The organism is Streptomyces sp. NPDC057565 (genome assembly GCF_042801455.1).
Taxonomy (GTDB): domain Bacteria; phylum Actinomycetota; class Actinomycetes; order Streptomycetales; family Streptomycetaceae; genus Streptomyces; species Streptomyces yanii.
This window is the reverse complement of the sequence record NZ_JBHVFU010000008.1, coordinates 221,127-238,276: the sequence shown is the minus strand read 5'-3', so window position 1 is coordinate 238,276 and position 17,150 is coordinate 221,127. Positions and strand designations below refer to the sequence as shown.

Sequence of the window (17,150 nt, the reverse complement as noted above, 5' to 3'; positions counted from 1 at the left end):
CGGCGGCCAGGGCGGAGAGCACGACATGGGGAGCACACGGTGAAGCCACGGGGCACGGTTGCGACCGAGACGGACCGCGCGGCCGACCGGCCGACGGACCCGATCGGCGACAGCGACAGCGGGGACAGCACCAGCAGGGACAGCGGAACGAGTAGCGACGGCAGGACGGGCAAACGCCCGGCGAGGACCCCACCGGCGGCCGGCGGCATCACGTGGCGCCTGCGCCTGCGCCGGGACCGCACGCTGGTCCTGATGACACTGCCCGCCATCGCACTGCTGCTGATCTTCAACTACATCCCGCTGCTCGGGAACATCGTGGCCTTCCAGGACTACGACGTGTACGACCTGGGCATCACCGGCAGCCCCTTCGTCGGCTTCGACAACTTCGCCCGGATCTTCGAGGACTACCGTTTCTGGCAAGTCCTCATCAACACACTGGTCATCTTCCTGACCCAGCTGATCCTCTTCTTCCCCATCCCGATCGCCATCGCCCTGCTGCTCAACACGATCATGAGTGCGCGGGTGCGGGCCTGGGTACAGGCCGTCGTCTATCTGCCGCACTTCTTCTCCTGGGTGCTCGTCGTCACCGTCTTCCAGCAGATGTTCGGCGGGGCCGGCCTGGTCGCACAATGGCTGCGGGAACACGGTCATGAGGGCTTCGATCTGATGACCAATGCGAGCTTCTTCAAGTTCCTGGTCACCGCCCAGGCCGTGTGGAAGGACGCCGGGTGGGGCGTGATCGTCTTCCTCGCCGCACTCGCCGCCGTCAACACCGATCTGTACGAGGCGGCGGCCGTCGACGGTGCGGGGCGCTGGCGCCGCATGTGGCATGTCACGCTGCCCGCGCTGCGCCCGGTCATCGCGCTGCTGCTCGTCCTGCGGGTCGGCAGTGCGCTCAATCTCGACTTCGAGCAGATCCTGCTCCAGCGCGACCAGGTCGGGCCGGGCGCCTCCGAAATCCTCGACACCTACATCTGGTGGACGGGCATCAAGACCGGCGACTTCGGCTACGCGGCCGCCGCCGGAATCTTCAAGGGACTGTTCAGCGTCGCCATGGTGCTGGGTGCCAACAAGGTCGCCCACATGCTGGGCGAGCAGGGGGTGTACTCCAAGAAATGACGACTCTCCTGGAAACGGACAAGGACAGGAACCGGACGGAGCAACCCTCCATGGGGCCCACGGAGTCTCCGCTCCAGCGCGCGCTGCGGATCGAGCCACGCCCCGTGTGGGAGGAGGAACCCACCAGGACCGGTCTCGCCTTCAAGGGCTTCGGTCTCGTCGCGATCTGCGCGATCGTGCTCGTGCCTCTATGGGTGGTGATCGTCACCAGCCTCTCCGACACCAAGACGATCAACGACGCGGGTGGCCTGGTCGTCTGGCCCAAGGCCATCACCTTCGTCGCGTACAAGGAACTGCTCAGCGGCGGCGCCGTCACCCGAGCCGCCCTGGTGAGCGTCGGCCTGACTGTCGTCGGTACGGCGTTCAGCATGGTCATCTCGGTGCTGTGCGCGTACGGACTGAGCCGACGGGACTCCTTCGCGCACGGCAAACTGCTGATGACGCTGATGGCGACGATGTTCTTCGGCGCCGGACTCATCCCGACCTATCTGCTGGTCACGGGCATCGGCCTGAGCAACAGCTACTGGTCGATGATCCTGCCCAGCGCGATCAGTGTCTTCAACATCCTGGTGCTGCGCGGCTTCTTCATGGACACCGCGCCCGAACTGATCGACGCGGCCCGGATCGACGGCGCCGGCGAGTGGCGGATCCTGCTGCAGATCATCATGCCGCTGTCCCGTGCGGTCATCGCGGTGATCTCGCTCTTCTACGCGGTCGGCTACTGGAGCCAGTGGTTCAACGCGATGCTGTACATCCAGGACAGCGAGAAGTATCCGCTGCAGATGATCCTGCGCCAGCTCGTCCTGCAGCACCAGGTTCCGCCGGGCGCCATGGGCGCGGCGGTCAGCAGCGGTCAGATCAACAGTCTCGCCGTGCAGATGGCGGTCATGGTGCTGGCGCTGATCCCGGTCGCGGTGCTGTCGCCGTTCGTCCAGAAGCACTTCCAGAAGGGCATGCTCACGGGCGCCGTGAAGGGCTGATCCGCAGCGCACGCCCTCTTCTCACCGCGCCCCCCTCTCTCCCGCTCTCCTTTCCTCCACCGGAAGGTGTTCGCCATGCGCGCTTCGTCCGCGCCCACGCCCCGTCGTCGCACCGTACTGGCGGGAGCAGCTGTCGCGGCTGCGGCCGTTGCCCTGCCGGTCGCGGAACCCGCCGCCCATGCCGCCGGCCGGCGCAGACCGCAGGCGACTCGGGGCGCCGAGCCCCACCAATGGCGCACGGCGGGGACGGCGGCGTGACGTTCACTGCGGTGGCGGGCTGCCAGGCCTCGCACGCGCTGGGCTTCGGTGCGCCCGCGCCGGTCCGGGGCGGCACGTCCGGGCGTCGCCCGGTCCACGCCGGCTACCCGGCGATCTTCCAGTCCGGGCGGGTCGCCGCCACGTTCGACGGGGTGGCGGTGCTGCGTTCGGACGATGCGGGCACCACCTGGGTCCGGATCAACGACGACAGCCACCAGTGGGGCTGGACCGGCGAAGCGATCACCGGCGACCCCCGCGTCCACGGCCGTGTCTACCTGGGCACCAACGGCCGCGGCATCCAGTACGCAGACCCTCGATGAGGAACGAGAACTCCATGCCGTCCCTGCGCGACGCAACCCGTGGCCGCATTCTCTTCGGCGGCGACTACAACCCCGAACAGTGGCCCGAGGAGGTGTGGGAGGACGACGCACGGCTGATGAAGGAGGCCGGGGTCAACTCCGTCACCCTCGGGGTGTTCTCCTGGGCGCGGATCGAACCCCGTCCGGGTGCACGCGAGTTCGGGTGGCTGGACCGCCTGATGGATCTCATGCACGCCCATGGCATCGGCGTCGTGCTCGCCACACCGACCGCGTCCCCGCCGCCGTGGATGGGGGTGAAGCACCCGGAGACACTTCCTCGCGCCGAGGACGGTTCGGTCGTCTGGTACGGATCGCGGCAGCACTTCTGCGCGAGTTCGCCGGTCTACCGCCGTTACGCGGCGTCCGTCACCGAGGACCTGGCGGCGCGGTACGCCGACCACCCGGCGCTCACCGTGTGGCACATCAACAACGAGTACTGCACACACTGCTGGTGCGACGAGACGGCCGCACACTTCCGCTGGTGGCTGCAGAACCGCTACGGCGCCGTCGAGGCGCTCAACGAGGCGTGGGGAACGGCGTTCTGGAGTCAGCGCTACGACACCTGGACGGAGATCCTGCCGCCGCGCAAGGCGCAGTACATGAAGAACCCCACGCAGGTGCTGGACTTCAAGCGGTTCACGTCCGACGCCCTGATGGAGTGCTATGCGGCCGAGCGGGACATCGTCGCCCGGCACACCCCGCACATCCCGGTGACCACCAACTTCATGCCGTTGTGGTCGGGCCAGGACGCCTGGGCGTGGTCGGCGCAGGAGGACATCGTCTCCGTCGACATCTACCCCGACCCGAAGGACCCGCAGGGCGGTCAGTACAACGCGATGCTCGCCGACATGACGCGCTCGCAGGCCGCCGGGCCGTGGATGCTCATGGAACAGGCCGCGGGGCCGGTGAACTGGCGAGGCGTCAACCATCCCAAGCCGGCCGGTCTGAACCGGCTCTGGTCACTGCAGTCCGTGGCGCGCGGCGCCGATGCGGTCTGCTACTTCCAGTGGCGGCAGTCCCGGCAGGGCTCGGAGAAGTTCCACTCCGGGATGCTCACGCATGCCGGCGAGCACGGCCGTACCTTCCGGGAGATCAAGCGGCTCGGCGCCGAACTCGCCACGATCGGCGCGGCGGTGAGCGGCACGGACGTGCCCGGCGAGGTGGCCGTCCTGCACGACTGGGACTCGTGGTGGGCGAGTGGGCAGGAGGGGCGGCCCTCCGCGCTCCTCGACTACACGGAACTGGTGCAGAGCTGGCACCGCGCCCTGTGGGAGACCGGGACCGCCACCGAATTCGCCCGCCCGGACGCCGACTTGAGCCGGTTCCGGATGGTGGCTGTGCCGCAGCTCTATCTGCTGTCGGACACCGCGATCAACAACCTCGTCGGCTATGTGCGCGGCGGCGGGACACTGGTCTGCGGCTTCTTCAGCGGGGTCGCGGACGTGGACGACCGGATCAGGCCGGGCGGCATGGACGAGCGGCTGCGCGAGCTGTTCGGCATCCGTACGCTCCACGAGTGGTGGCCGCTCGACGCGGACACGACGGTGGAGTGCGACGGCTTCCGGGCAGGTGTCTGGTCGGAGGAGCTGGAGGCGGAGCCGGGTACGGAGATCATCTCCGCGTACCGTGGCGGCGAGCTGGACGGGCTGCCGGCGGTCCTGCGCAGGGACCGCGCCTACTACCTGTCGACGCTGCCCGAACCGGAGGCGCTGCGCGCCCTGCTCGGCCGGGTGGCGGCAGAGGCGGGGGCCGGGCCGGTGCTGGCCGGACTGCCGGAGGATGTGGAGGCGGTGCGCCGCGGCGAGCTGCTGTTCCTGCTGCACCACGGGCGGGGCAGTGTCACCGTGCCGGTCCCCGGCCCACACGTGGATCTGCTGACCGGGGAGGACGTCGACGGCCTTGTGGAGCTGGGCCGTTACGGCGTCGCCGTGCTGCGAAGCACCACACCATGAGCGACGGCACGGAGGCCGAAGCCCGGGAGCGCGACGGTACGTGGGAACCGTGCCCCGCGGCCCGCGCGGCTCAGCCCAGCGGCGCTGGACCGCTGCTCGCCCGCACCGTCAACTCCGGTGTCAGCAGCTCGACTTCGTCCGTCCCGCGCCCGCCGAGCTTCGCCACGACGTGCTCGACGGCGCGCCGCCCCATCTCCTGTGCCGGTATGGCGACCGAGGTGAGACGCACCGAGGCCTGGGAAGCCACCTGCTCCGGGCAGATCGCGACCACCGACACGTCCTCGGGCACCGCCCGTCCCTGCTGCCGCAGCAGATTGAGCAGCGGCTCGACGGCCGCCTCGTTCTGCACGATGAACCCGCTGGTACCCGGCCGTTCGTCGAAGATCCGGGCCAGGGTCTGGGCCATCGCCGCGTACCCGCCCTCGCAGGACCGGTGCAGCACCCGCACCCCTGCCTCCTGCGCCTTCGCCCGCACGCCGTCCACCGTCCGCTCGGCGAACCCGGTGTGCCGCTCGTACACCGCCGCCGCCTCGCCGATCACGGCGATGTCGCGGTGTCCGAGCCCGGCGAGGTGTTCCACGCAGAGGGCTCCGGTCGCCTCGAAGTCGAGATCCACACAGGTCAGTCCGTCGGTGTCGGCGGGCAGGCCGATCAGCACGGCGGCCCGGTCGGTCTCGCGGAGCAGCGGCAGCCGCTCGTCGTGGAGTTCCACATCCATCAGGATCATGGCGTCGGCGAGCGAGCTGCCCGCGATCCGGCGCACCGCCGTCGGACCTTCCTCCCCGGTGAGGAGCAGGACGTCGTATCCGTGGGTGCGGGCGGTGGTGGCGACGGCGATGGCGATCTCCATCATCACGGGCACATACATGTCGGTGCGCAGCGGCACCATGAGCGCGATGATGTTGGACCGGCTGCTCGCGAGGGCGCGGGCCCCGGCGTTGGGGTGGTACCCGAGCTGCTGAATACTCCGCTCCACCCGCTCCCGGGTGGACATGGAGATGGACCGCTTCCCACTGAGGACATAGCTCACCGTGCTCGCGGACACTCCGGCGTGCTGGGCGACCTCGGCAAGGGTGACCATTCAGCTCTCCATCACAGGACGACAGTGGATCGAGGGGCACGGGCAAGGGATCGACAGCAGATCAGAAGCAAAGGGCGAAGCGCTTCGACTGCGCCCCTTCCCGGCTGTGACATGCACAGCAGTGCGAGAGTAGCTGCGCCCGCAGAGCATGTCCAGAGGCAGTGTCGAAGCGCTTCGACACAGTAATGCCGGACGGGCGCCGGGGCGGGGCGGCCCACCCCCACGATAGGCCGCCCGCGCCCGCGAGCACACGGGTCGACTCAGCGCGGACGCCCCTTTGCCGTGCTTCCGGAAGTCTGCACGGGCGCTGACTCACGTCATGCCCGGCGCCGGCCGAATCGCCGGTCGCGCGGAGTGAGCGCCGCGCGCGGACCGGGCCCGGAGCACCACACAGAGGACGCCGGCCGACCTGGGGTGAGCACGCCGGCTCCAGGAGGAGAGCCACGTCATCGACACCGAGAACCAACGCGCTCGGGAAGCCCATCACCGCAGCCTCGCCGACCGGCCGCCGGCGGGGAGAAATACGCGCACCGCCGCGCCCGGTTGACCGGGCGCGGCGGGCGTGGGCGGTGCGGTGGAGAAGAACGGTCAGAAGGTGAGACTCCAGCTGTCGAGGTAGCCGGGATCGACGGTGAAGATGCCGGGGGTGTCGTCCTGGACCCGGAGCTTCCAGGTTCCGTTGGCGGGGACCGCCGACGCGTCGACCGTGTAGGTGGTGTGCAGCTCGCCCTCGCCGGTGTCCCAGTACCAGTTCTTGACCGGGATCTCCGTGCCGTTCTCGCTGACCAGGCTGATCACCTGACCGCCGACCCACGGGTGGTAGAGGTCGATCGTGACCTTGAGGTCACTGGGGGCGTTGCCCTTGCGGCCGCCGACGATGAGCGGTGACTCGATGGACTTCCAGTTGGGGATGTCGAACCGGGCGGGGTTGACGAAGAAGTCACCGCCGGAGGCAAGGACGGTCCACACGAATCGCACCGTGCGCTTGACCGTCGGAGAGTTCTTGATGGTGACGGCCGCCGCGAAGTCGCCGGCCTTCCTCGGAGTGCCGGTGATCAGGCCCGTTTCGGCGTTGATGGAAAGGCCCTGGGGCAGCCCTTCCGCGGAGTACGTGAGGCGGCCCGGCCGGGAACTCGTCGCCTCGATCTGACGGCTGGTCGGTTGGCCGACGGCCGACTTCCGCGTGGAGGGGGCGATCACGGCGATGTGGTTCACATAGCGGGCGCCGACGTTGACGGCCGCCCAGGCGTTGCCGACGGCCTCGTAGGCGTCGCTGGTCCGGCCGAACAGGTCGGCGGCGGCCTGGAGGGTGGCGGTGCGGGCGCCGGCGTAGTCGGTGCTGCTGGTCATGTAGAGCGTCAGCGCCCGGTACCAGACGGCGGTCGCGTCGCGCTGGCCGAGACCGACGACCGGCAGGCCGTCGTACGTGGGGCTGTCATAGGCGATGCCGTTGATGGTCTTCTTCCCACTGCCCTCGGAGAGCAGGTAAAAGAAGTGGTTGGCCACGCCGGAGCTGAAGTGCGGGTCGAGCTTCCTGGTTTCGGGGGTCCAGTAGTCCTGCGAGGTGCCCTTGACGGAGGCATCCTTGGAGGGCTGGTCCATGTAGCGCAGCGGCTTGCCCGTGCCGCGGACGTCGGCGAGCTCGCCGATCATGTAGTCGGGCACATCGGTGGAGTTGTTGACGAAGAACTCCACGGAGGTGCCCATGATGTCGCTGGTGGCCTCGTTCAGGCCGCCGGACTCACCGGAGTAGGTCAGGTTCGCGGTGGCGTAGGTGACGCCGTGAGTCATCTCGTGGGCGGCGATGTCGAGTTCGGTCAGCGGCTTGGCGTTGTTCAGGCCGTCGCCGTAGGTCATGCAGAAACACCGGTCGTCCCAGAAGGCGTTGGCGTATCCGTCGCCGTAGTGGACCCGGGAGTAGGCCCCGACACCGTTGTCGGCGATGCCGTTGCGGCCGAACCGGTCGTGGTAGAAGTCCCAGGTCTGCCGCTGGCCGTAGGCGGCGTCCACAGCCGCCGTCTGCCGGCTGGCCGTCGTTCCGTCGCCCCAGATGTCGTCGTCGTCGGTGACGAGGACGCCGTTGCCGCCGACGCCGGTGAGGTCGTACGTCTTGTGGCCGCCGCGCTCGGGGTCGGTCAGCTCGTAGAGGCTGCCGTTCTGCACGGTGCCGATCTCCACCTGGCCGCTGTACTGGCTCCGACCGGTGCCGGTGCGGATCTGCTCGACGCTCTGGAGTTGCTTGCCGGTCGTCGCATCGGTCACCACGCTCAGACTGCTCGGGGTGCCGTCCTCCTGGACGCCGCCGACGACGGACTGCCAGGCGAGCGTGGGCCTTCCGTTCCCGAGCCAGACGACGAGCTTCGGTGAGCCGTCCGGGGTCGCGTCCCGGGTCTTCTCGGTCTTTGCTGCGGCCAGGGCGGACTTCCCCGCCGTCGCGGCCGTGACGGCGGCCTTGGTCGTCGGCACCGACACCTTCGCGTCCGACGCCTTGGTGACGGTGCGGGCCGCGCCCTGCTCGTGGACCACCAGGTCGCCGCCGATGACGGGCAGGCCGGCGTAGGTGCGCTCGTAGCGGGTGTGCACGGTGCCGTCGGCGTCCTTGACGACGTCCTTGGGTATCAGCTCCTCCCGATCGTCCAGCTTCAGTGAACGGGCGGTGGTGGCACGAGCGTCGGTCGCAGCCTCGAGCAGCTTCCTGCGCTGCGCGGGGGAGAGCGCGACGGACCTGGCACCGGGCCGGGGCTCCGCCGCTATCTGCCGTGGTGCTTGATCCGTGCCGACCGGGGCAGACACGGCGCCCGAGGCGGGGAGGGCCGAAACGATGAGCGCGGCCATGGCAACGGCCGCAGTTGTCGCGACGCGCCCATATGGGGAGATTCCACGATGCAAGAGACGCCCATGAGGCGATATGCCCCTGTTGTCACGGGAGTTGTTCGGCACTGCTGTAACTCCTTCTGTCCGGACGCGTGGTGACGGCCGGTGGGGGTGGGGAACCGGAGACTCGGTGTGCCTCCGGCGTGACGATGCGCGGCGGCGTGCGACCGCTTGGCCATGCGGCGAAGACATGAACCCTTGTGGCGTTACTGCACCAACTCGCGCGTTCCGACGAAGAGTCGGACGATCGAAGTCGGGGGCGGCCGTCGGCGGGGGATCCGGCGGCCACCGCAGGTGGTGCGGTTCAGCAGCCGTTCCCGGCGGGACGGAACCGTGTCACCGGATCGGTGTTGCCGGTCGCGCCGCCGCGCCGGACGAACCGTCGGCCGGTGTCCGCGGAGTCGAACAGACGACCCGGAAACCGGCATCGGCTTCGACATACGTCCCGATGCGGCCGGCCGGGCCGATGTCACCTCCGCAGGCTGGGCGGCGGCGACGAGCACGGCGACGCGCCGGGAGGTCCACCTTCCGCGCACCGGTGCGAGGTTGGGTTGTGGCATGAAATATCTCCATCGTGCCGACATGTCTCGACTAGGCCCCGAATGTCCGAACAGGTTTCGACGCACCGTCGCGACGGCGGCTTGTGATCACCCTGTCCGGCGCGCAATCCGCCGGGCAAGGAGGTCCGGAGTGCGGGTCCGCGCAACTGCGCAGATGTGAACAGGAACAGACAGGAACGGAACGGATTCGCACCCGCCGGACAGTGATGTAACGCGCATGTAATTCCTCCGGCCGACTCCGCCGCGTACGATCGGCCTCGCCAGCACGCCGAAAGAGGGACAGCTGTGGCGGTGTCGTCGGATTTGCCGTGGGCCGGGACCGGTCTGGGCCCCTTGGCCGGCCGGGTACTCGAATGCCTGGTCACGCACCCGGAGCTGAGCAGCGAGGCGGTTGCCGAAGCGCTCGGGGCCACCCCGGCAGCCGCCGAACGCGCCCTGCAGGCACTGGAGAACGAGCGCCTGGTCATCCGCGTCGGTGATCGGCCCACGCGCTGGAGCGCGGGCCCGCCCCGCTCCACTCTCGGTTCGCTGTTGGCCCAGAAGCGGCAGGAACTGGCGCGGGCGGAGCTGTACATGGAGCGGTTGCACGAGGCATACCGCTCGGCGTCGCACCGTCGGGTCACCTCCGACCTGTTCGAGGTGGTGGAGAGCGCCGAGCAGGTCGGGGTACGTTACGCGCAGCTGCTCGCGTCCAGTCGGCACGAGGTGCTCCATCTCGCCAAACCTCCGTACGTCACCCGGTCCGCGGTGCTCGACCGCACCTCGGTGCCGACTGACCTCGCAGCTGTTTCGGACGCGCCGACCCCGGAGGTGCCGGTGCCCGACGGAGTGCGGCTCCGGTCGGTGTACGACACCGACGGGATGACCGACACCGTTTCGCTGCGCACCGCCCTGAGCGGAACAGCCCGGGGCGGGGAACTGCGGCTGCTGGCCGGGCTCCCGATGAAACTGGTGGTGTTCGACGTGACGGCCGGCATCATGCCGCTGCGGCAGGAGGACCCGTCCGCGGGTTCGCTCATCGTGCACTCGGCCACGCTTCTCGAAGTGCTCACCGCCCTCTTCGAAAGCGTCTGGGAACGGGCGACCCCGGTGTCGCTGGACAGCGGCCCAGGTCGGCCACCGATCACTGCGGCGGAACCGGACGGCCGGCCTACGGGGCGGATGCGCGACATCCTCTCCCTGATGTGCGCGGGTCTGACGGACGACGCGATCGCCCGGGTCCTGGGGCTGAGCCGACGGACGATCCAGAAGCACATCAGTGAGACCGCCGAACTCCTCGGTGCGCGAACCCGCTTCCAGATCGCGCTGCTGGCACGCGAACGAGGCTGGATCGGGGACGCCTCGGGCGTCGCGGAGGCCCCCGCCGAACGAACGGCCGGGCCTGGCGCCGGAGCATGAGAGTTCACCGACGAGGGCCTTGATCAAGGCGAGGCTCGTCGTTGCCATGACCCGCGCTGGCGACGTCCTGTGCCTCGGCAGCATCCGCCCGAAGTCGCAGAGCGAACCGGTGGCCCCGCCCGCGGACCGCCGGGCAATCCGCCGCACCAGGCGCGCGACTACAAGCCGTACGTGACGCCCCCACGAGGCGGCCGCGAACCGGGCGCATCGGTGGCGCACAGCTCCCCGCTCTCCAACCCGACGTTCACCAGCCCCACCGCCGCGTCGCCCTGGTGCTCGATCCGCAGGGCGTGCCACCGCGGCAGCCAGTACACCCGTCCCCGGTGCTCGGCGAGGAGCTCCTGGAGCGCATGTGGAGCGTGCATCCACACATCGGGCAGGTCCTCGGCGTAGTCGAACGCGGGGCGCAGCCCGACCCACCCGTCGTCACGGACATCGTCCGCGGTCAGCAGCAGCTCCACGGCCTGGCCCGGCTCCTCGCTGCACTTCTTGGCGTGGATCCAGTGCAGATGATGGCCGGGGCTGTAACGGGAGCATCCGTCGGTTCGAAAGGAGTGAGGAAGCATGGTGAGGAATCGCCTTCCCGGGATCGTGGACCCAGGCCGCTCACACCCCGGTGGTCCGCTGTTCCCCGTACGTCGTGCACGGGGCAGGTCGTCACCCGGAGCACCCGCAGCGGAGCGGGGTGCCGTCCAGCCAGCCGGGGCTGCGCACTGGAACTCATGACCTACGGGAAACCCTAACCCACGACCCGCGGTGGTCGACACGAGGTCAGATTCCGCACCTGACGACCGAGTTCCGTGCGGGCCGCCCCCGTCACCCGAGACGGGGGACGACGGCGGACGACCCGCGCTCTCCTGTTCAGCCGTTCAGCAGCACAGGGAAGGACTCCATGTCGTTCTGTGTCATCACCGGCAGCTTGCGGAGCTCCTCGTCCGGCACGGCGAGCCTCAGCCCGGGGAAGCGGCCGAACAGTGCGGGCAGGGCGATGCCCGCCTCGACCCGGGAGAGCGCCGCGCCGGGGCAGATGTGCGGGCCGTGACCGAAGGTCATGTGGCGGATCGGCGTGGCTCGGGTGATGTCGAAGGCGTCGGCGTCCGGACCGTGCTGTTCGACGTCGCGGCCGATGACCCGGTAGGAGATGACGACGCCCTCCCCCTTGGCGATCACCTGGTCGCCCACCTGGATGTCCTCCGTCGCGAACCGCATCAGCAGATGGGTGGTGGGGGTGTCCCAGCGCAGCGTCTCCTCGATCACCGTGTCCCACGGGATCTCGCCGTCGAGCACCATGCGCAGCTGGTCGGGGTGGGCGAGCAGGGCCCGTACCGCATTGAGGATCAACCCGATGGTGGTCTCGTGGCCTGCCGCCACCATGGCCTTGAGGTTCCCGACCACCTCCTCCTCGGTGAGCGGCTCTCCGCCCTCGTCGGCCAGGATGAGCGCACTGGTGAGGTCGTCCGTCGGCTGCGCGGTCTTCCTGCGGACGAGCGCCGCGTAGAAGACGTCCAGCTCGGCGAGCAGGGCAAGCCGCTCCTCGTGCGGGGTGAGCATGGAGAAGAAGGCCTTGTACCTCTTCATCAGCATGGGGTGTTCGGCTTCGTCCACGCCCATCAGCATGCCGACCACCCGCATGGGCAGCGGCTGGGCGAACACGGACTTCAGGTCGACGACACCGTCCTTGCTCTGCTCGGCCAGGGCGTCCAGCAGCTCCTCGGTGAACTTCTCGATGTCCGGGCGGATGGCCTCCAGCCGGCGTGGTGTGATCGCCTGGGAGGTCTTGGTGCGCAGCCGCCGGTGTTCCTCGCCGTCCACGGTGAACATGGACCGTCCCGCATCGATCATGCCGATCAACGGCCAGGCATGCGTCACTGCACCGCTCTGCCAGAGACCCCAGGCATCGAGGTCCTTCACCAGGCGTGGGTCGACGAGCAGTTGACGCGCCTCGGCATGCCGGGTGACGGTCCAGGCAGGGACCCCGAGCAGTTCGATCCTGGCGAGCGGCCCGGCGTCCCGCAGGCGCACCGTCTCCCCGTCCAGGTCCTGGACCATGGGGTCGATGACCACGGTCGCGCCCCCCGTAGTGGGCTCGTGGGATGCGGCGTGAGGACAGTTCAAGAGAAGTCTCCTGTCATGCGTACGGGCGTGAACCGGACGGGCAGCGAGGTCATCCCCCGCAGGAAGGCGGACTGTCGGCGGACGAGCGTCTGCGCGGGCACCGCGAGGGCGAGGTCGGGCAACCGGTCGAGGAGCACTTCGATACCGGTCCGGGCGATGGTCTCGGCGATCTCCTGCGCGGGGAACGGGCAGCGGTACTCACCGTAACTGAACGCCAGGTGGGCGCTGTTGCCGCCCTGGCCGGACATTCCCTCGGTGGCGATGCGCTGCCGTACGTGCGGGTCGGAGTTGGCCGCCCCCAGGCCGAGGAGCAGCATGTCCCCGGCGCGGATGTTCCGGCCGGCGAGCCGGGTGTCGCGGGAGGCCCAGCGGCCGGCGAGGATCTGGGTCGGGCTCTCCTCCCAGAGAACCTCGTTCATCGCCTCGGCCACACTGTGTCGTCCCCCCGCGAGGGAGTCGGCGAACAGGTCGTCGGTGAGCATCAGCCGCAGCGAGTTGCTGATCCAGTCGGCGGTGGTCAGATGGCCGGCGGCGGTGATGGCCATCAGGTCGAGGACGTATTCCTCGTCGGTGAACGGCTCGTGGTACGCCAGCATCCTGGAGGTCACGTCGTCTCCGGGCGCGGCACGCTTGGTCGCGACCAGCCGCTGCATGTGCTCCCCGAAGCGCATATGCGCACTCTGTGCCTCGGGACCGCCGTCGGCGAGGTCCTTCAGCACCTGTGCGATGTCCGCTCCCTCCGCGTCCGGGAAGCCGACGAGCCTGGCGAGGACCAGGACGGGCAGCGGCTCGGCGAACTCGGCCACCAGATCGGCCGCGCCCCGCGTGCAGACGGCGTCGACGAGCCGGTCGGCCAACTCCTCGCAGTGGCGCCGGATTTCGAACGGGTCGGCGCCCTCCAGAGCGGGCCCCACCATGTCGACGTGGCGGCGGTGCTCGGCTCCCGCGGTGAAGTAGATCGACGGCATGGGACGGCCGACCATCGGGAGCAGTGGCCAGTCCTCGGGAATGTTCTCCCACTGGTTCCAGAGCCCGACGTCCCGGGGGAACAACTCGCCGTCGCTGGTGACCTGGTGGAGTTCCCGGTATCCGATGACCAGCCAGGCGGGGAAACCGCCGGGCAGCTCGACGGGCACGACAGGCCCGTGATCACGTCGCATGGTGCGGTAGAGGGCCTGGGGCTCGGTGTGGAATTCGGGACCGCTGAGTGGCACCGCGACCGAGTCGTGCCGCACGGGGCAGCCGCCGGTGGGTGTTTCGGAGTCGGGCACGGGCACGGCGGAAGAGGGGCGCGTCATCGAACTGACTCCTGTGGCGGCGGCTTCGCGTTGCGGACCCACGATCAACGCGGCACCACTATAGGGATGTCGAGTGAAGGTTCAGGCGTCAATCACGACCGATCTCGACACTTCGACGATCACAAGAGACGGTCAGCGAAGCACGTTTGACCACAAGTGGGATGAACTCCCTTGGCACACCGCCCTTTCGGTGACACCGACCATCCCTCCGCCGGACCGTTGACATGCACCCGCATGAGGGTGAATCCTCGCGCGAGAAGTTGCGCGATCTCACGCATGTTCAAGCATTTGCAAACATCCAGTGCTTGGTTCGAAAGGGATGCATCCCGTGCGAAGACTTCAACACCGGTCCCGCTGGACCGCCCTGGCCACGACGGGTCTGGTCGCCGCCCTGGCCGCCGCCCTGCTCGGCGCCCCGGCCGAGTCCGCCCACGCGGCGACCCCTGCGAGCGCCGTGCTCGACGAGGCCCACAAAAGCGTCACCTGGCAGAGCCCCGTCTATCCCAAGGGGACGGTCGGCGGCCCCAAGGAGTGTCCGTCCACGGCCGACGACCCGGACAACAAGGTCTGCGACCGCTTCGACCTCACCGTGTCGACGCCCGAGGGCTACTGGGACGACAACCCGGAGGGCGGGGTGCCGATCTCCATCGAGTGGCAGAAGCCCGCCGAGGACTTCGACATGTACATCTACGACTCCGCCGGCAAGCAGGTCGCCTCCAGCGCGGGCACGGCCGACCCCGAGGCCACGGTGATCCCCCGGGCCGAGGGGACGTACCACGTGATCGTCGTGCCGTACGACGTCACCGACAACTCCTTCACCGGCACGGCATATCTGCCGGAGACGACCGACTCGGGAAACCTGACCTCCTTCGGCGGGGGCAACGGCAGCTACTCCATCGAGGCGGGAGAACTCAAGGCGAAGGCCGACTTCCTGACCGGTGGTCAACTACGTCTCCAGGCCACGCCCACCGGGGAGTTCACCGACCCGGCCGGCACGGCGATCATTCGTAGGCAACCCACCCTGCAGAAGCACACCAGCACCTTCGACAAGGGCGACTACTACGGGATCCGCTCCCCCGACGCCGTGCTCCGCGTCTACAAGAAGCCGCTGCGCTTCGGCCTCTACAAGGCCGACAACCGGACCCGGATCTGGCAGGAGGACAAGCCCCTGCGCTGGTCCACCGGAGGAATGCGGCAGAGTCTGGAGCGCGGCGCGGACGAGCAGTTCTTCGGCGGCGGCGAGCAGAACGGCAGCTTCTCGCACCGCGACAAGACGGTGTACGTCGCCAACAACACCAACTGGAACGAGGGCGGTTACAACAACTCCCAGCCCTTCTACCTCTCCAGTGCCGGCTACGGCGTCTACCGCAACACCTTCGCACCCGGCGTCTACCACTTCGGTTCCCCGGTCCAGACGGGCCAGCAGGAACGTCGCCTCGACGCGTACTACTTCATCGGTGACGCGAAGAAGGTGATCGGCAAGTACACCGCCCTGGTCGGCAAGCCGTTCATGCCGCCGGTGTACGGCCTCGAGCCGGGCGACGCCGACTGCTACCTGCACAACGCCAACCAGGGCGAGCGCCACACCCTGGACGCCCTGAAGGTCGCCGACGGCTACACGCAGAACCAGATCCCGCTGGGCTGGATGCTCGTCAACGACGGCTACGGCTGCGGTTACGAGAACCTGCCGGAGACGGCCAAGGGCCTCCAGGACCACAACGCCCAGCTGGGCCTGTGGACCCAGAACGGCCTGGACAAGCTCGCCGACCAGGTGAAGGCGGGCCAGCGGGTCGCGAAGCTCGACGTCGCCTGGGTCGGCCAGGGGTACGGGATGGCGCTGGACGCCTGCGACAAGGCCAAGTCCGGCATCGAGGAGAACAGCGACGCCCGCGGCTTCGTCTGGCTGCCCGTCTCCTGGGCGGGCGCGCAGCGCTGCGGCGTGCTGTGGAGCGGCGACCAGTCCCTGTCCTGGGACTTCGTCCGCTGGCAGATCCCGACGTACGCCGGGGCCACCATGTCCGGCATCGCCTACAACACCGGTGATGTCGGCAGCATCTACCGCCACGACGCCAAGATGTACGCCCGCGACCTCCAGGCCAAGTCGTTCCTCCCGGCTCTGATGACGATGGACGGCTGGGCGACGGACCTGACGACCAAGAAGAAGATCAACCAGCAACCGTGGGTGGACGGAGAGCCGTACACCTCCATCAACCGCAAGTACCTCCAGCTGCGGGAGCGCCTGCTGCCGTACCTCTACACCCTGTCCGCCGAGGCCGCGAAGACCGGCGTGGGCTCGGTCCGCCCACTGTGGCTGGAGTATCCGGACGACCCCGCGACGCTGGGCGCGAACGCCAAGTACGAGTACCTGGCGGGCTCCGACTTCCTGGTCGCTCCGGTCTACGAGGCCTCCGACACCCGTAACGGCATCTACCTGCCCAAGGGCACCTGGACCGACTACTGGACGGGCCGGACCTACCAGGGCCCGACCACGGTCAACGGCTATCACGCCCCGATCGACACCCTGCCCCTGTTCGTCAAGGGCGGCTCCATCGTGCCGATGTGGCCGAAGGGCACGACGTCCTGGCAGACCCGGGACCGGAGCGAACTGGACTACGACCTGTACCCGCAGGGCACCAGCACGTACACGCTGTACGAGGACGACGGCGTGACCCGCAAGTTCGCCGAGGGCGCCTCGGCGACGCAACGCGTACGCGTGCAGGCGCCCACCGACGGAGAGGCGAGCACCCTCATCAAGGTCGGTGCGAGCGTAGGAAGTTACCAGGGGAAGCCGGCCACCCGGGCGTACCGGTTCACCGTGCACGGCAAGGACGCACCGTCGCAGGTGGTCATGGACGACGGCCGCCTCCAGCACCTGAATTCCGCGACGGCGTTCGCCTCGGCCGAGTCCGGCTGGTACACGGACCCCGCGACCGGGATCACGGAGATCAAGACGCCGTCCGTCTCCACGGGCCACGGCTTCACGGTCGAGCTGGTAAGCAGCGAGCAGTAATCGCCAGACAGTGTCAGGGGCCGTCTGCGGACGGCCCCTGACGCATGTCCGAAGCCAGGAATCCTGACGTGTCCTGGAGCCGGAACCCGCGTACGGGCAGGCTCGCTGTCCGAAGCGAGGCAACCCGCGATCACTGCCGCTCGCCG

General features: G+C 68.9%; 11 protein-coding genes, 1 pseudogene and 1 riboswitch. Of the genes and pseudogenes, 7 read left to right on the top strand and 5 right to left on the bottom strand.

Annotated features, from left to right (window positions below):
- Nucleotides 1-39: 39 nt before the first annotated feature.
- The 5 genes and pseudogenes from ACFU8W_RS19020 (at nt 40) to ACFU8W_RS19000 (ending at nt 4,668) form a co-directional block, all read left to right on the top strand.
- Nucleotides 40-1,119 (top strand): ABC transporter permease, encoded by a 1,080-nt coding sequence (locus ACFU8W_RS19020; RefSeq protein ID WP_384038324.1) that lies wholly within the window; start codon nt 40-42, stop codon nt 1,117-1,119.
- Complete coding sequence (locus ACFU8W_RS19015) at nt 1,116-2,099, top strand: carbohydrate ABC transporter permease (RefSeq protein ID WP_384038321.1); 984 nt, start codon at nt 1,116-1,118, stop codon at nt 2,097-2,099. The genes ACFU8W_RS19020 and ACFU8W_RS19015 overlap by 4 nt, the downstream gene beginning before the upstream one ends.
- A gap of 75 nt (nt 2,100-2,174) precedes the next feature.
- Entirely contained in the window at nt 2,175-2,357 is a 183-nt protein-coding gene (locus tag ACFU8W_RS19010) for a hypothetical protein (RefSeq protein ID WP_384038318.1), read from the top strand.
- A pseudogene (locus ACFU8W_RS19005) lies at nt 2,345-2,677 on the top strand (1,4-beta-glucanase); the annotation flags it as partial. The gene ACFU8W_RS19010 and the pseudogene ACFU8W_RS19005, both read left to right, overlap by 13 nt.
- A 14-nt stretch (nt 2,678-2,691) precedes the next feature.
- Entirely contained in the window at nt 2,692-4,668 is a 1,977-nt protein-coding gene (locus tag ACFU8W_RS19000; RefSeq protein WP_384038432.1) for a beta-galactosidase, read from the top strand.
- Between the two features lie 70 nt (nt 4,669-4,738).
- Here the strand turns inward: ACFU8W_RS19000 and ACFU8W_RS18995 are convergent, their stop codons facing one another.
- A complete protein-coding gene (locus tag ACFU8W_RS18995) occupies nt 4,739-5,749 on the bottom strand; it encodes a LacI family DNA-binding transcriptional regulator (protein ID WP_384038315.1) in 1,011 nt (336 codons plus the stop codon).
- 588 nt (nt 5,750-6,337) lie between these two features.
- On the bottom strand, nt 6,338-8,584 hold the full coding sequence (locus ACFU8W_RS18990; protein WP_384038312.1) for a M4 family metallopeptidase: 2,247 nt from the start codon (nt 8,582-8,584) through the stop codon (nt 6,338-6,340).
- 890 nt (nt 8,585-9,474) lie between these two features.
- Here ACFU8W_RS18990 and ACFU8W_RS18985 point away from each other — a divergent pair.
- Nucleotides 9,475-10,581: a LuxR C-terminal-related transcriptional regulator gene (locus ACFU8W_RS18985; RefSeq protein ID WP_384038309.1), complete on the top strand. Its 1,107-nt coding sequence runs from the start codon at nt 9,475-9,477 to the stop codon at nt 10,579-10,581.
- A 158-nt stretch (nt 10,582-10,739) separates the two neighbouring features.
- Here ACFU8W_RS18985 and ACFU8W_RS18980 read toward each other — a convergent pair whose 3' ends face one another.
- The 3 genes from ACFU8W_RS18980 to ACFU8W_RS18970 form a co-directional block, all read right to left on the bottom strand.
- A complete protein-coding gene (locus ACFU8W_RS18980; protein WP_384038306.1) occupies nt 10,740-11,147 on the bottom strand; it encodes a hypothetical protein in 408 nt (135 codons plus the stop codon).
- A 52-nt stretch (nt 11,148-11,199) separates the two neighbouring features.
- Nucleotides 11,200-11,309: riboswitch (SAM riboswitch) on the bottom strand.
- Nucleotides 11,310-11,442: 133 nt separating this feature from the next.
- Nucleotides 11,443-12,696, bottom strand: coding sequence for a cytochrome P450 (locus ACFU8W_RS18975; protein WP_384038303.1), 1,254 nt, complete (start codon nt 12,694-12,696; stop codon nt 11,443-11,445).
- Complete coding sequence (locus tag ACFU8W_RS18970; protein WP_384038300.1) at nt 12,693-13,994, bottom strand: cytochrome P450; 1,302 nt, start codon at nt 13,992-13,994, stop codon at nt 12,693-12,695. The genes ACFU8W_RS18975 and ACFU8W_RS18970 overlap by 4 nt, the downstream gene beginning before the upstream one ends.
- A gap of 328 nt (nt 13,995-14,322) precedes the next feature.
- Here ACFU8W_RS18970 and ACFU8W_RS18965 point away from each other — a divergent pair, with 328 nt between their 5' ends.
- On the top strand, nt 14,323-17,004 hold the full coding sequence (locus ACFU8W_RS18965) for a TIM-barrel domain-containing protein (RefSeq protein ID WP_384038297.1): 2,682 nt from the start codon (nt 14,323-14,325) through the stop codon (nt 17,002-17,004).
- Nucleotides 17,005-17,150 lie beyond the last annotated feature (146 nt).

What these genes read in the sequence shown, in the direction of transcription:
- ACFU8W_RS18980 (WP_384038306.1), bottom strand. Translation starts at nt 11,147, where the DNA reads ATGCTTCCTCACTCCTTTCGAACCGACGGATGCTCCCGTTACAGCCCC.
- ACFU8W_RS18995 (WP_384038315.1), bottom strand. Translation starts at nt 5,749, where the DNA reads ATGGTCACCCTTGCCGAGGTCGCCCAGCACGCCGGAGTGTCCGCGAGC.
- ACFU8W_RS19000 (WP_384038432.1), top strand. Translation starts at nt 2,692, where the DNA reads ATGCCGTCCCTGCGCGACGCAACCCGTGGCCGCATTCTCTTCGGCGGC.
- ACFU8W_RS19010 (WP_384038318.1), top strand. Translation starts at nt 2,175, where the DNA reads ATGCGCGCTTCGTCCGCGCCCACGCCCCGTCGTCGCACCGTACTGGCG.
- ACFU8W_RS18990 (WP_384038312.1), bottom strand. Translation starts at nt 8,584, where the DNA reads ATGGCCGCGCTCATCGTTTCGGCCCTCCCCGCCTCGGGCGCCGTGTCT.
- ACFU8W_RS18970 (WP_384038300.1), bottom strand. Translation starts at nt 13,994, where the DNA reads ATGACGCGCCCCTCTTCCGCCGTGCCCGTGCCCGACTCCGAAACACCC.
- ACFU8W_RS19015 (WP_384038321.1), top strand. Translation starts at nt 1,116, where the DNA reads ATGACGACTCTCCTGGAAACGGACAAGGACAGGAACCGGACGGAGCAA.